Here is a 13,955-nt window from a genome sequence, read left to right on the forward strand (position 1 = left end):
TATGTGGTATTTCACTTGGATTTTAGGTGTGTTATTGGCCTGCGCATTTTCAATAATCAATGTAATGTGGCTTGAAAACACAGAGAATTTAGACCGACTTAGTGAACTTGAAGACGATTGAGGTACGTCGAATTTATGTCTTCACTAAACTCTCGTTGTTCACTTTACGCATCACGTTTTGCTTTATGGCAGCAAAACGTGATTTTCCAATACGTGTCCTTTTTGTTAGCAACGATCACGACCTTACTTGTCCTGTTTTGGCCGCCTGTTGCAGTAAATACTCAAGGACAAGTTGATCACGGAACGTTTACCCTTGTTATGTTGGCAAACAGTGCTGCATTTATTCATGGCATCGGGTTTAAACCGCACACGCTATTGTGGCGATGTCTTTTTACCCCTTTTTTTGCATGGCCACTTTTAATGTGGTTTTTGCTTGGACTGGTTTAATAACGCAGTTAGTCCAGTCAGTTTTTGCGATTAGGCCGTATCAATGTACCCGTTTCATTATTCACCTTTTTGCAAAAACTCATGCTTAAGTAGAAACTAACCAAAGGACACTACGACTAAAATACGTTCTATAGATGAAATGTAAATCGCTTCTGTCTATACTCAAATAAGTTGCAAATGATGAGAGCGAAACATGGATTTAGAACATGCTGCATCACATTATGAAGAGTACGGTTTTGTCTGCCTAAGAAATTTTTTGCCTCAAACTATGTTAGACATGGTAGAGCCAGTCGTGCGTGCGTTTCACGACAGATGGGTAGACGACAACCATCTCTTTTATAAGGCCAGTGCCATTAATTCATCTGGTTTAACCGCTGAAACCTATTTGGAGAAAGAAGAACGTCAAAAGTTGTTTGCGCTTATAGGCAGTGAAGAAATGAGCAAACTTGCAACTACCTTGCTTAAACGCCCCATTTATATGAACTCACAACTATTTTTCAATCCGATTAATCCCCATCAAAAAAATTATTGGCATCGTGATGGACAATATCACTTGAGTCTGGAGGAACAAAAAGACGCACTGCAAGGTCCTGACATTATTCATGTGAGAATACCGCTTGCCAATGAACCGGGCATGGAACTCGTCCCAAAAAGCCATAAAACATGGGATAGCCCTCTTGCACTCGATGTAAGGCTTGAGAAAAATGGCCACAAGAAAAGCGATCCACTCCCAGAAGGACAGATTATTCAGCTCAATCGTGGCGATGTCTTAGCTTTTTCCGCGAACATGCTGCACCGTGGTTTGTACGGACAAGAACGGTTTGCACTAGACATTTTATTTTGTGAACCCGAAATGCATTCGTTCCTGAATGACGTACATCAGCCTTGCGCGGAGATAAAAGCAACGTTAGAGTGTTTGGCTGTATTTCCCTAAAACAAGAATAAACGACATGTTCAAATCAATTTTGCTCGGCACCTTGCTATGCACAAGCTTCGTATCATCTGCCGCAGACGTTGTATTGTTTCGTCATGCAGAGAAACAAGATGGCACGGATCCCTCATTAACTACCGAGGGCAATATACGAGCCGAGCGTATAGCAAATCTCCTTGCACCGCTTTCACCAACCGCGCTCTATGCAACAAACTACAATCGAACACAGCAAACTATCGCTCCTTTAGCAAAGAAAACACGTTTGCAGGTTTTAAGCTATAACCCTAGGCAACTTGAAGCATTTGCTGAATCATTGCGCGAAATGAAAGGAGTCGTGGTCGTAGCCGGACATTCCAATACAACACCTGAACTAGTAAAATTACTCTCAGGTACGAATTGGCCAATAGATGAAAGTACGTTTGATGATCTCTTTATCCTCAAGCAAACGGAGCAAGGTTTCAAGTTCAATCACTTCTCGTCAAATAACACGTCTTTGGCAGAAAAGTAAATCGCTCACTTTTATTTCTGAGCGCAGATAACCTTGCGCTTGGAAAGCATTTCGATTGCAATTCAAACGATTAGTTTGCAACTCGAGTTAAATGAGTTGCGCAACAACGATACACACTATGCTCGAAAACACGCCTCCATAAAAAAGACTCGCTTTTAATCTTATACAAATCATTGCGTTCAAAGCTTTGTTAACGAACCTCACAAACAAATAACAATGAATTTCCATTCTTGCTCCTACACTTAAAATGTAGTGGAGGTGTCATATGAAAAAATGGTTCGCGATCGGATTTTTGCTTTTAGCAACACTTATAGGCGGATATAGCATATGGATTTTGAATCAGCCCGAAGACCCTTATTTAGCTCGCCAGGTTAAGCAAACCGCACAATCTGAAGACAACTTTTTGTTGGACTTTTACCCGCACATCAGCAAAGTCTCGCGCCCCGTCGAGTGGTATCACTTCCCTATTCCACTTGGTGATATTGGTCCGAATCGCAGTTTGTATTCTGGACCAAACCAATACCCCTTTTTCTGTATGACCGTCGATTCCGACCTAGGTCAACCCGTTGTGGATAACCAACATAGTGATGGCGTCCCAGTGTTCAATCATGGCAAGCAAATCGTGGGATTTAGTAAAGATTGTGGTTTACCAAGTCAGTACACCTACTATGAAATCACAGAACGCGGCATCAACAATGTGACAGCAGAGGCAATCAAGAGTGACCATCATGGCCTGTTAGTAAGGGTCGAACAAGGCACAATAAATCGTTTTATTTACGCAATTGTAATGCCTGTCGGTATTGACGACCTTCCCTATCGAAACACCTCTACCAATTGGAACAAAAAGCTCATTTATCAATTTAATGGCGGTTCAGGAATAGGCTTTCGTCAAGGTAGGCTCAGTGCGGTGAGTTTGATCAAGAATCAAATTGAACAACTTAAATTAGGTTACGCCGTGGTGAGCTCATCCGGCAATAAAACGAGCTATACCTACAATATGCTGCTCGCGGAAGACACCGCTGCACGTGTGAAAAAACAATTTGTAAGTCTCTACGGTGCACCACTTTATACCGTTGGGATCGGCGGTTCAGGGGGCGGTTTAGCGCAATATTTAATTGCACAAAATGGCTCGGGCGTTCTTGATGGTCTCATTCCTCTTTATTCTTACCCAGATATGATCACGCAAACAACCTACGCGCTTGATTGTGATTTGCTCAACAACTATTTTACCTTTCGCGCGAAAGACAAGTCGTATTGGCGAGATTGGGAGAATCGACAACGCATTGAGGGTATGAACGCCATTAACGATTTCCCTCAAAAAGCGGGCTTTATGCAACCCATTAATCAATTGAAAGCAGGCTTTTTTCCATCTTTGCCAACAGGCAGCAGCGAATGCATCAATGGTTACTTTGGCTTATCCAGCTTTATTAACAACCCTAAACAAGGATTTTTACGGCCTTTGTTCAGTGACGATGTGTTAGAAACGACGCAGTGGAGTTACTGGCAGGACTTGGTTGCTGTGTTTGGACACGATGAAGACGGCTTCGCCAATTCCACTTGGGATAACGAAGGCGTGCAATACGGTCTAAATGCGCTTGTACATCACGAAATTTCGATTGCACAATTTATAGATTTGAATCGGAAAATCGGTGGCTGGAAATCACAAACAGCCATGGCGCAGGAGGAAATTGTGATGCCGTTTGGCGCCAAACTCCCGATTTGGCTAACCCTTTGGGGTAATCAAAACATCACTGATATGTCTCCAATTTCACCCGAAGTTGCGCCTCGTCACGTCGGTAGTATTAACGCCATGAATCAAGCCTATCGGTCAGGACAGGTTTTCATCGGACGCGTGCAGCTGCCGATTATAGATGCACGCCACTATCTTGAAAATGAACTAGATATGCATCACATGTCCGCTTCTTTTTACTCTCGCCTTCGAATCGAACAGGCTACAGGTCAGCATGAAAACCAAGTTATTTGGGTGGCGGATAAGGACTTTAATCCAACAACGCGTGCCTTCGAGATGATGGATAAATGGCTTTTGGCCATTGAAGAACACACGCCTGAAGGAATTTTAAAGGCAAAACCTCACGAACTCATGGATACCTGCTTTGACAAGAATGGCAATATTATGGCGTCCGGTCATGATGTTTTTGATGGAAAATGGAACCATCGAATGCCTGGTGAATGTGTAAAACATTTCCCCATGTTTAGCACTAGCCGCATCGAATCAGGAGCACCGTGGAATGGCGCGTTATTCAAGTGTACTAGAATGTCGATTGACGTAGCCGTCGAGAAAGGAGTGTATGGTGATCTTGATATTTCCCCGTATCTCGACACATTTAAGTCGATTTTTCCCACCGGGGTTTGTAATTACGATGCAAAGGATTTAGGTAGACCGAATGATATATAACGACTTAAATTTTCATTGATTTAGGTACGAAATGTTTGTTACTGTCTTGTAATAATTACAATAAAAAATCTCCTTGGAGCGATTAATGCCCAGACTGTTTAGCTATGGCACATTGCAACTTCCTCAAGTACAACTGGATACCTTTGGAAGACATTTAGAAGGGATAAACGACGCCATTATCGGTTTCAAGTTAGAACTTGTCGAAATCACTGATCCCGCTGTGTTGGCTAGTAGTGGCCAGACACATCACCCAATTTTAAGACGTTCAAATAGTGTCAGTGAAGAAGTAGCTGGCATTGTTTTTGACATCTCAGAAGATGAACTACGTCAGGCTGATAGCTATGAAGTAGATGATTATGAACGCATAGAAGTGCCATTAAAATCTGGTTTAACTTGCTGGGCATACGTAGAAAGGCTATTAAAATGAGTGGTCTATCCATGATCTCTCCACATTTTTATACTACGCTATTAAAGTTGGCATAAGTGTTTTTCACACGGACGTAAAACCATGAATCGAATTCGAGCAATGAGCCTGTCTCTTCTTTTGATGTTGTTAAGCGCATGTCAATTTTCTGAAAATGATCCTCCGCGTAACTTATCTATTTCCAGCATCAACACAGGGCCAGTCGCCAATCTAGAACAAAATGAGACCTTTGAGCTTTTTTACGATTTAGAGGTTGCTGGACTTAGTGACATTGACGTCGATGTGCACTTTTATCTTATTCACAATAATGAATTGGTGGATACACAAAATAGCCAAGAACAAACAATCGAAGATGTGCATCAATTAGCGATTGTTTCATTATCTCAGTTGAAAGAAGGCAGGCACTCACTATCTGTACAAGCAACACTTCCCGATAATCTAAAAGGCGGCCAATATCAAATTATCGCGCATGTTGATCCGGAGAATATGGTCATCGAAGACATTGAGAATGACAATGCACCCTCAACAACAAACGCTTCTTATGCAAACGGACAGTATCCTCACGCCGATATTGAGGTCGAAATACAAAGTACCCACGATTATAAATTAAAAACACTTAAGTTTGGTCAGTCCGCGCTGATACTTGATGCTCCTCATGTTGATAATGGAAACCAATTCCACCATGCTGATTTAATTGGCTATCTCGTTGCCGACTATTCTGGTTCTGCGCTTGATACCGTCACGATAAAAGCGGAAGTTGACGTAAATGGCGCGTGGCGCCCTCTTCACTTTTGGTCAGCAGAAGAAACTCAATACCTCGAGCAGCTTTCATACCGTTTTAAAACGGTGCTTTCAGATCAACATATCGGTTTTGATATTGCCTTTAATGATGAACTTAACCAAGCCCTTTACCACACGTTCAGTGGTCAAAATGGGGCTGAACTCGCCTTACGTTTCACACTCACTGACAGCAACGGCCTGGGTGATTTAAACAGTGACAATAATGTCATCGAACAGTCGATCCCGCTTTACTTCTTTGAGGGCCACACAGAAAGGGTTGGTACTCAAAATCGATTAGCGAATATCAAACTCGCTCAGTCTTACGACAAATCGTACGGCGACCAATCTAAATTTAGTATCGGTGTCGATTTATCAGGCCAACTATTGATAGTACCCGCAGGCGATCCAGGTGCTCGAATTACAGCGGAAGGCAATGTCGAAGCGTATTTTTTCAATGCTCAAAATACGTTGTTTGGCATTTCCTATGATGGCAGCGCGTATGTGTCTGGACTAAATACGGGCTATTCATCAGAGATGACCATTTTCAATAACGTCGTGTTTGAAGATGAAAGCTATACGTCTAAATTTGAAAAGTCCTGGACCAAATCATGGGAAGAAGAAAAGGTGCTCGCTAAAGCCAATTTCACCATTGGTCCCATCCCCATGTCAGTTGAAGCCGGCGTCGATGGCAGTTTAGGGTTTGAATTAACCGTCGGTTACAACGCTGAATTATATGCAAATGGTGATCTGTTCTCCGTTGATTTTGGTGCCTTTGGTCGCGGCGGAGTCGATCTCGCAGTTGCATCAGCGGGAGTTGAAGCCGAATTCAATTTGATAGACAACGTTTTTAGCCTTGATTCATCTGCCGGTTTTTCACTTGTGTCAACGGACAATGCCACTCCAAGTATCTATTATGCCTTGGAGCTCACTGATGACATGGACGTAATTTCAGGTAAATTTGGACTCTACGCGGAAACAAAAGGAATTAAGTGGTGCAAAAAATGGGGAATTCCCTACCCATGTGGCTCAAAGACAACACGCTACGATCTTTGGTTATACCAAACTGACAGTGTATTCCAAAAATCTTGGACACTATACAGTCAAGAAGGCAGTGTAAATCTATGATCAGAAACTCTGCTTGTCTAGCCAATGTATTCGCACTTTCATTCGTGACGATGGCAACGAATGCGTCCGCATATTGCGAACGTCAATATGACTTGAGCATCACTACTGTTTCTTCACTGTCAATAGCAGGAAAATCGGCCAGTTCTCCTAGCAGTTTGAAAGTTAAAGCGAATATCGCACTTAAATCAGTTCAAGTCGACGGGGAAACTAATTGGTGGGGATTGCTTGCGAGCAACGTGAGAAGCGTGGAAGCCACATCGGAAACGCCACTGCCTATCTACCAAATTCCATTTGCGTTTAAACAATCAGCAACCGGAAAGATAGAACAATTTTGGTTTCCGAGTACGCTACCTCCTCAACAGCAATTGATGCTCAAAGGGCTTGCGTACTACTTTCAAGTGCCAAAATCAAAAGATACGCCATTTCCAAAATTTGAATCTGATACAACCGGTACTTACCAAGTAACTTACCGCTCAAACGACACGAGTATTTCGTATCAAAAACAGAAATACACAACGTTACTTAGCCCATCTACTCAGCAAATAAAGGTATTAGATTCCAAACATCAATTTCAGCCTGACCATTGTTGGTTTGAAGAGAAGTCAGGACAAGATACCCTTGAAACCATCACCAATGGTGGCGCAATCAGTCTAAATACGCATCAATCTTACCAGTTAATCAAGTCACCATTGCAAACGAGCCCTCTGTTCTCGATGAGCAACAAGCTAAGCGAGTGGCAAATCGTAGAGTCCGTTTTAACCGCACAGGACTTGAAAAAGCTTAAGCAAACGCTGTTTGAACTGGTTAGAAGCGATTTAAGTCATATTGATGCGCATTCACTTGCGATGCGTTTACGCCCGCTGGATCCGGTATTACAAGACCTCTTGCCAATTTTTGGTAAGGAGTATTTGTCCGATGCAGCTCAATCGAGGCTTTTGCATGCACTCGGCAATTTAGACAGTGCAAACAGTCAGTACTTGCTTGTTAATGTTCTGACGAGCTACTCAAGCCGACCAGAAATCCAATTTCGTTCTCTAAGAGCCTTAGCATATGGTGATGCCGCACTTTCTGATCAAACCGTTGACTCGCTGACCAATGCCCTGCAAAACGGTCTTGAAACATCGGAATCGGAACTGCAAAACAACTTTTATCTCACTGTCGGCAGCATTGTAAGGCACAGAGGAAAAACAAAGCGGATCCAACAGTTACACGATGCGCTTGCTGTCGTTGCGACAGAGTCGAACAGTCTTGAGCGGAAAAAAGCCGCAATCGGCGCGCTAGGCAATACCAGCGATGTGCAGCATTTGGGTATACTTAAAAAATATGCGCAGGAAATGCATTCACCTACTCAAAATGTGGCGATAAAGGCACTTGGCCGTTTAAATAAAACCGAGGCCAAAATTGTTCTTGTTGATATGTTAAACAATGAAGTTCCTAAACAAACCGCCACAAGTTTACTAAAAGCAGTCGGCGACTATCAGCTTAGTAACGAGACGCAGAACAAAGTCGTTCAATACGTTGAAAGTGATTCCGAAATCACAAAGCAGGCAGCGATTGCTGCTTTGGCCAAACAATCTGAGCTTTCCGAAACGGCCAGAGATTCATTAAAACAGCAAGTAACAAAACAGAGTGATCGACGTACGATGCAACTGATCGTTAACACGTTAGAACGCTCGAAACTCTGAGTTGCCTTTGCTGTGTATCAATAATTGATACACATTTTAACAGTTCTTATATTGAGTTCATGGTAGATTTGACCTAATTTTCAGTTGGATTTCACGCCTAAACACTCAAGTAGCATAATGAAATATCGATAAGGTTTTGGTTATAAAACCTTTTTTGTTTTCAATACTTGAAATACTGAGGTCAGGAAGCCAGCCAATCTTCTCTACACGGGCGATATTTATAAGGATTTGAAAAATGAAAAAATGGGTACTCATCGCAGCCCCGGCGCTATCATTGTTGTCAGGTTGCTCTACAGAAACGACTGATTCAAAAAACGTTGCAACCGAAGCAATTTGGGGTGATTTCAAAGTAACATCGGACGGTAATCGCACTCGTTTGGTTGCTGAACTCAATGTTGACGGCAGCCTTGGTAACAATCTAAAACTTACCGACGGCGATAAACTCTATGCGACGGCCAGTGGCGTTACTAAAGAACTGGAAGAAGATGTCGATTTTTTCGATGTCGATTATCAAGCATACTTTGACGAAACCAAGAGCAATGCCTCTTACAGTATCGTGCTTGAACGTCAAAAAAGCGCTCAGAAATTGATTTCTACGGTTCAACTACCAGAATCATTTACGATTTTTGCACCGCAAAAAAGCCAATCTTTCAATGTCAAAGACTCACTATTTATCAGCTGGCAAGGATTAAGTTCGGGTAAAAGCATTGATTTCAGATACTCTGCAGCATGCTCAGCGAAAGATGGCGGTTCATACTCGACCAGCGCGTCTGTTAGCTCCATCGTAGACAATGGAAACTACCAATTTTCATTTGACCAATTTGAAGGATTAAAAGATGAGCAAATTAATCGAGGCAAACCATGCGAAGTCACCCTCTCGCTACATCGCCGTAATGAAGGGATCATTGACAGCAAATATAAGTCAGGTAGTCGAATTTCTGCAGAGCAAATCCGAACAGTAGAAAACATTAAAGTTTATTTTTAGGTCTGCTCAATACAAAAAAACGCTCCGATGAGTTTATCGGAGCGTTGCGGGAGACTATAAATTGGGGCTTATGATTCAATGTCTTTGAACTCTTCCATCGACAGTTTACCATCACGGTCCACATCAAGACGGTCAAAGATTTGTGTTAGTGTATCTGACACTTTCGCTTCACTTTGCGTGATATAGCCATCTTGATCTAAATCGTAATCTGAAAAGCTAACCGCGAATGCTTGTGCACTAACTAACGTTGATAAAATCACTGCTGTTTTTGCTAGAGTATTCATCACTTTCTCCTTATTTACCAAAGTTGGCAAATTCACTTTCAGTTAGTTGACCATCTTGGTCTCGGTCTAGAGTTTTAAATTCCTCTGCTGTCATTGGGATTTGACCAGCTTCAGATGCTGAAATTACGCCATTGCCGTCCGTATCTACTGATTGAAAGTCCACAGATGAGGCGGTTGCTGCGGCACTTGCCATCAGCGCGGCTGCCAATACGGCCAAATTTGAAATTTTCATGGTGCTCTCCTTACTTGCCGAAGTTGGCAAATTCACTTTCGCTTAGCTGACCATCTTGGTCTGTGTCTAGATTTTTAAATTCTTCCGCCAGCATTGGTAGTTGGCTTGCTTCTGATGTTGAGATCAGACCATTGCCATCCTTGTCCAATGAATTAAAGTTTGCTTCCGATGCGGTTGCTGCGGCGCTTGCCATCAGCGCGGCTGCCAGTACGGCCAAATTTGAAATCTTCATGGTGCTCTCCTTACTTGCCGAAGTTGGCAAATTCACTTTCGCTTAGCTGACCATCTTGGTCTGTGTCTAGATTTTTAAATTCTTCCGCCAGCATTGGTAGTTGGCTTGCTTCTGATGTTGAGATCAGACCATTGCCATCCTTGTCCAATGAATTAAAGTTTGCTTCCGATGCGGTTGCTGCGGCGCTTGCCATCAGCGCGGCTGCCAGTACGGCCAAATTTGAAATTTTCATGGTGCTCTCCTTACTTGCCGAAATTGGCAAATTCACTTTCGCTTAGCTGACCATCTTGGTCTGTGTCTAGATTTTTAAATTCTTCCGCCAGCATTGGAAGTTGGCTTGCTTCTGAGGTTGAGATCAGACCATTGCCATCCTTGTCCAATGAACTAAAGTTTGCTTCCGATGCGGTTGCTGCGGCACTTGCCATCAACGCGGCTGCCAATACAGCCAAATTTGAAATTTTCATGGTGCTCTCCTTACTTGCCGAAGTTGGCAAATTCACTTTCGCTTAGCTGACCATCTTGGTCTGTGTCTAGATTTTTAAATTCTTCCGCCAGCATTGGTAGTTGGCTTGCTTCTGATGTTGAGATCAGACCATTGCCATCCTTGTCCAATGAATTAAAGTTTGCTTCCGATGCGGTTGCTGCGGCACTTGCCATCAGCGCGGCTGCCAATACGGCCAAATTTGAAATTTTCATGGTGCTCTCCTTACTTGCCGAAGTTGGCAAATTCACTTTCACTTAGCTGACCATCTTGGTCTGTATCTAGATTTTTAAATTCTTCCGCCAGCATTGGAAGTTGGCTTGCTTCTGATGTTGAGATCAGACCATTGCCATCCTTGTCCAATGAATTAAAGTTAGCTTCCGATGCGGTTGCTGCGGCACTTGCCATCAACGCGGCTGCCAGTACGGCCATCTTTGAAATCTTCATGGTGCTCTCCTTACTTGCCGAAGTTGGCAAATTCACTTTCCGTTAATTGACCATCTTGGTCTGCGTCTAGATTTTTGAATTCCGCAGCAAGTGTTGGTAAATGACTCGCTTCAGCCATCGAAATCATGCCGTCGCCGTCTTTATCCACTGACTGAAAGTCTGCTTCTGACGCTGTAGCTACTGCGCTTACCATTAATGCGGTTGCCAACACGGCTAAATTTGAAATGTTCATTTTCATCTCCTTATTTACCAAAGTTCGCAAATTCGCTTTCAGATAGTTGACCATCTTGGTCCACATCTAAAATTTTAAATTGTGCTGCCAAAGTAGGGTTTTCTCCGGCTTCTGATGCTGACAACATGCCATTTGCATCTTTATCTAGTGATTGAAAGTCTACTTCCGAAGCTAATGCTACTGCGCTTACTAATAGTGCCGACGTTAAAGCGGCGATATTTGAAATTTTCATCTTTTTCTCCATTAAAAAGAACATCCATGTTCAACGTAGTCGTTCCAGACAAGAAGCCTTAGCCTTTGAAATTAGCGAATTCGCTTTCGCTTAAATCGCCACTGTTGTCCGCATCAAGATCTTTAAACTGCGCCATCAAAGCCGGATTTACCTTTGATTCACCTAAGCTGATTGCACCGTTGCCATCTGCGTCGTATTGAGAAAAAGTTGATTCTGCAAGTGCTACGTTGCTCGCACCAAGAATTGTCATACCAGATACTAGTAAAATTGATTTAACACGATTGTTCATAGTCACTTTCCTTTTAGATTGTCAGCCAACACCGTGTGATGATTTCAACTCATCGAGTGTGGCTTCGTTCGATTCACAGTAACTAAGTCAATTTCGGTGCCAAATTTTTAAAATTCATATATATCAATAGCTTAAACTTTTAAGGTGTTTTTTATTCAGATTTGATTAAGTCTCAGTGTTGCCAAATAGCAACAAGTTTAAGTACGTCAAAATACTTTTTCCTTATTTTTCAATAGGATGAATTGTCGCCATTTTGCAACACATAGGTGAACTGGATGGAAATCATGAACAAATTTCGGTTAATCGGTAATCTGACCTCGCCTCAGGCAGAACAAAAAAAAGCCCTTTTTTCGCGCTCTTTTGTACATCAGGCTGTTTTTGCCATTCTAACCACGACCATACCGCTGCTTGTTCTTACTTTATGGTTCTCGTTTTCATTGCAACAATCATCGTCCGAAATTAATAAATTTTATAAATTAAATCAGCAGGTTGATAAAGAATTAACGCTGCTTTCGGACACTTTAAAAACACTTCAAGAAGCACATCAGAATAATCAGCTGTTACAAGACAAAAAACTTGAGGATGCGATCAATTTCAGGTGGACCGACGTAAAAAATATTGCCAATGGATTAAAAAATTTTAGTGACGAATCTGCGTTTGTCGCCGATTTGCAACAGTTCATAACGAAATTGAATTTTGTCCAACCCAAAGATGCTTCGTTCAATGAATTGTGGACGAATTATCACAGTCTCTCTGAGTCCTTAAAACAGTGGATTGAAAATCAGTTAGATAGTGCAAATGAACAATTCCAACTACGACAGTCCATTTTTTTCGTTGGACTTGCCTTATTAGTACCGTTACTTATCGCGACCAGTTTGTTTTTAATTATTCGCATACGAAACAAAATTTACGCTCTCGAAAACGCAACGAATCAGCTTGGACTAGGAAAATGGGACCTACCTATTTCTCTTACAGGCAGTGCAGAGTTGCAGCAATTAGGCGAAAAATTAGATTGGTTGCGTATCGCATTAAAGAATCAACACGAAGAGAAAGACACCTTTCTACGACATGTTAGTCATGAATTAAAAACTCCGCTGGCTTCGATTGTTGAAGGAACGTCCCTGCTTCAAGAGCAAGTGCTAGGTCCAATTTCAATCCAACAATTACGCGTGCTAGAAATCATGGTAAGAAGCTCGCAGCAATTACAGTCGTTAATCGAAGATCTGTTACGCTACAGCGGCGCAACGAAACTTGGACAAACCAGCCAAACAACCGATTGGAACAGCTTACGAACTGAATTGAGTGCCTATTTCCATGATAGACAGCAATCTTATTCAATCGATATCAACTGGCAAACACTTGAAAGCGGTATCCAACTCCCCTATTTGCCCTGCAAACTCGCACTAATCCAAATGATTAGTAACGCTATTCGCTACGCAAACCAAACCGTCTGGGTGAAAGTAAAGATGGAACATCAAACTTGTATTATCGACGTTATTGATGACGGCGTCGGTTTCACACCGGTAAGCGCAACACGCGCTCTAGAGCCATTTTACTGTGGACCAAAGAATCTCGAAAAACAGGTTGATAATAGCGAATTCCATCATGGTCTCGGACTGACGATTGCCAATGAATGCTCTAAAACGCTTGCCGGAACCCTAAAAATTTACCCGAAATCAGGTGGGCACATTCAAATTACTTTCCCACTACAGGAGCCACAACAATGAAACCTGCCATGCTAATTCCAATCGTTGTTTGGCTTAACGGTTGTGCGCTGTTGCAAGAACAAGTAACACCTACGGCAGAACTGCAAATGCAAAAATCCTTTGCACCTATGGAATCACTCGTCAGCTGGCATATTGCTTCTTGTCACCATGACGCTATTTCTTTTGACCAACATTACCGCGCGCAAAAACAATTACAGCTTTTCTTCGAAGCGTATTGCAATCAAAAAAACGTTCACGTCCGAATTGAGCAACTAAATAAAATAAGCAAAGCACAAACTTGGCCTTATGCATACACACAATATTTCCAACTACTTAAAGGTCAAGAAAGTAAATTAGCCAGTGCACAAACTGCGCTGACGAAAGAAAAAAATGAGCGTAAAGCACTTTCTGAAGAACTCGCATTGCAAGCGGAACGACTAACGCAGCTTAAACAACAGTTAGCGGATTTAGAAAGAAAACGCCTAGAAACAAATCTCCAATCATCTCATTAGGAGCCGA

Annotated in this window: 21 protein-coding genes; 11 read left to right on the forward strand and 10 right to left on the reverse strand. The window is 42.3% G+C overall.

The features are described 5' to 3' along the window. The first annotated feature begins 1 nt into the window (after position 1). The 9 genes from cydX to NI389_RS18070 all read left to right on the forward strand — a co-directional run bounded on the left by cydX (position 2) and on the right by NI389_RS18070 (position 9,301). Positions 2 to 121, forward strand: coding sequence for a cytochrome bd-I oxidase subunit CydX (gene cydX, locus NI389_RS18030; RefSeq protein ID WP_208845140.1), 120 nt, complete (start codon positions 2 to 4; stop codon positions 119 to 121). Between the two features lie 14 nt (positions 122 to 135). Further along, positions 136 to 447 carry a cyd operon YbgE family protein gene (locus NI389_RS18035; RefSeq protein WP_308362801.1) on the forward strand — a complete coding sequence of 104 codons (312 nt, stop codon included), beginning with the start codon at positions 136 to 138 and terminating at the stop codon, positions 445 to 447. 193 nt (positions 448 to 640) lie between these two features. Then, positions 641 to 1,381 carry a phytanoyl-CoA dioxygenase family protein gene (locus NI389_RS18040; protein ID WP_308362803.1) on the forward strand — a complete coding sequence of 247 codons (741 nt, stop codon included), beginning with the start codon at positions 641 to 643 and terminating at the stop codon, positions 1,379 to 1,381. A 16-nt stretch (positions 1,382 to 1,397) separates the two neighbouring features. Further along, the gene (locus tag NI389_RS18045) at positions 1,398 to 1,886 is read left to right on the forward strand and encodes a SixA phosphatase family protein (protein WP_308362804.1); all 489 of its coding nucleotides are present in this window, start codon (positions 1,398 to 1,400) and stop codon (positions 1,884 to 1,886) included. Positions 1,887 to 2,151: 265 nt separating this feature from the next. Continuing rightward, positions 2,152 to 4,302, forward strand: a complete 2,151-nt coding sequence (locus tag NI389_RS18050; RefSeq protein WP_308362805.1) for a DUF6351 family protein — start codon at positions 2,152 to 2,154, stop codon at positions 4,300 to 4,302. Positions 4,303 to 4,387: 85 nt separating this feature from the next. After that, positions 4,388 to 4,729, forward strand: a complete 342-nt coding sequence (locus tag NI389_RS18055) for a gamma-glutamylcyclotransferase family protein (protein WP_308362806.1) — start codon at positions 4,388 to 4,390, stop codon at positions 4,727 to 4,729. Between the two features lie 81 nt (positions 4,730 to 4,810). Beyond that, on the forward strand, positions 4,811 to 6,631 hold the full coding sequence (locus tag NI389_RS18060; protein WP_308362807.1) for a hypothetical protein: 1,821 nt from the start codon (positions 4,811 to 4,813) through the stop codon (positions 6,629 to 6,631). Beyond that, positions 6,628 to 8,316 (forward strand): hypothetical protein, encoded by a 1,689-nt coding sequence (locus NI389_RS18065; RefSeq protein WP_308362808.1) that lies wholly within the window; start codon positions 6,628 to 6,630, stop codon positions 8,314 to 8,316. The genes NI389_RS18060 and NI389_RS18065 overlap by 4 nt, the downstream gene beginning before the upstream one ends. A 235-nt stretch (positions 8,317 to 8,551) precedes the next feature. Then, a complete protein-coding gene (locus NI389_RS18070; RefSeq protein ID WP_308362809.1) occupies positions 8,552 to 9,301 on the forward strand; it encodes a hypothetical protein in 750 nt (249 codons plus the stop codon). Between the two features lie 68 nt (positions 9,302 to 9,369). On the opposite strand, the gene NI389_RS18075 is transcribed toward NI389_RS18070, so the two are convergent. The 10 genes from NI389_RS18075 to NI389_RS18120 are packed head-to-tail and all read right to left on the reverse strand — an operon-like array spanning position 9,370 to position 11,730. After that, on the reverse strand, positions 9,370 to 9,585 hold the full coding sequence (locus tag NI389_RS18075; RefSeq protein WP_208845131.1) for an EF-hand domain-containing protein: 216 nt from the start codon (positions 9,583 to 9,585) through the stop codon (positions 9,370 to 9,372). 10 nt (positions 9,586 to 9,595) lie between these two features. Beyond that, positions 9,596 to 9,817, reverse strand: coding sequence for a hypothetical protein (locus NI389_RS18080; protein WP_308362810.1), 222 nt, complete (start codon positions 9,815 to 9,817; stop codon positions 9,596 to 9,598). Between the two features lie 10 nt (positions 9,818 to 9,827). Then, a complete protein-coding gene (locus NI389_RS18085) occupies positions 9,828 to 10,049 on the reverse strand; it encodes a hypothetical protein (RefSeq protein ID WP_308362812.1) in 222 nt (73 codons plus the stop codon). A gap of 10 nt (positions 10,050 to 10,059) precedes the next feature. Beyond that, the gene (locus NI389_RS18090; RefSeq protein ID WP_308362812.1) at positions 10,060 to 10,281 is read right to left on the reverse strand and encodes a hypothetical protein; all 222 of its coding nucleotides are present in this window, start codon (positions 10,279 to 10,281) and stop codon (positions 10,060 to 10,062) included. A 10-nt stretch (positions 10,282 to 10,291) separates the two neighbouring features. Then, on the reverse strand, positions 10,292 to 10,513 hold the full coding sequence (locus NI389_RS18095) for a hypothetical protein (protein WP_308362813.1): 222 nt from the start codon (positions 10,511 to 10,513) through the stop codon (positions 10,292 to 10,294). Positions 10,514 to 10,523: 10 nt separating this feature from the next. Beyond that, on the reverse strand, positions 10,524 to 10,745 hold the full coding sequence (locus NI389_RS18100) for a hypothetical protein (protein WP_308362812.1): 222 nt from the start codon (positions 10,743 to 10,745) through the stop codon (positions 10,524 to 10,526). 10 nt (positions 10,746 to 10,755) lie between these two features. Next, a complete protein-coding gene (locus NI389_RS18105) occupies positions 10,756 to 10,977 on the reverse strand; it encodes a hypothetical protein (RefSeq protein ID WP_308362814.1) in 222 nt (73 codons plus the stop codon). Positions 10,978 to 10,987: 10 nt separating this feature from the next. Further along, on the reverse strand, positions 10,988 to 11,209 hold the full coding sequence (locus tag NI389_RS18110) for a hypothetical protein (RefSeq protein ID WP_308362815.1): 222 nt from the start codon (positions 11,207 to 11,209) through the stop codon (positions 10,988 to 10,990). A 10-nt stretch (positions 11,210 to 11,219) separates the two neighbouring features. After that, positions 11,220 to 11,441: a crotonobetainyl-CoA--carnitine CoA-transferase gene (locus NI389_RS18115; RefSeq protein WP_308362816.1), complete on the reverse strand. Its 222-nt coding sequence runs from the start codon at positions 11,439 to 11,441 to the stop codon at positions 11,220 to 11,222. A gap of 58 nt (positions 11,442 to 11,499) precedes the next feature. Continuing rightward, positions 11,500 to 11,730 carry an EF-hand domain-containing protein gene (locus NI389_RS18120; RefSeq protein ID WP_208845125.1) on the reverse strand — a complete coding sequence of 77 codons (231 nt, stop codon included), beginning with the start codon at positions 11,728 to 11,730 and terminating at the stop codon, positions 11,500 to 11,502. Positions 11,731 to 12,014: 284 nt separating this feature from the next. Between NI389_RS18120 and NI389_RS18125 the strand changes: the two genes are divergently transcribed. Together NI389_RS18125 and NI389_RS18130 are read left to right on the forward strand one after the other, a co-directional pair. Beyond that, complete coding sequence (locus NI389_RS18125) at positions 12,015 to 13,457, forward strand: sensor histidine kinase (protein ID WP_308362817.1); 1,443 nt, start codon at positions 12,015 to 12,017, stop codon at positions 13,455 to 13,457. Beyond that, on the forward strand, positions 13,454 to 13,948 hold the full coding sequence (locus tag NI389_RS18130; protein ID WP_308362818.1) for a hypothetical protein: 495 nt from the start codon (positions 13,454 to 13,456) through the stop codon (positions 13,946 to 13,948). Before NI389_RS18125 ends, NI389_RS18130 begins: the two co-directional genes overlap by 4 nt. Positions 13,949 to 13,955 lie beyond the last annotated feature (7 nt).

The organism is Pseudoalteromonas xiamenensis, assembly GCF_030994125.1.
GTDB classification, from domain to species: domain Bacteria; phylum Pseudomonadota; class Gammaproteobacteria; order Enterobacterales; family Alteromonadaceae; genus Pseudoalteromonas; species Pseudoalteromonas xiamenensis_B.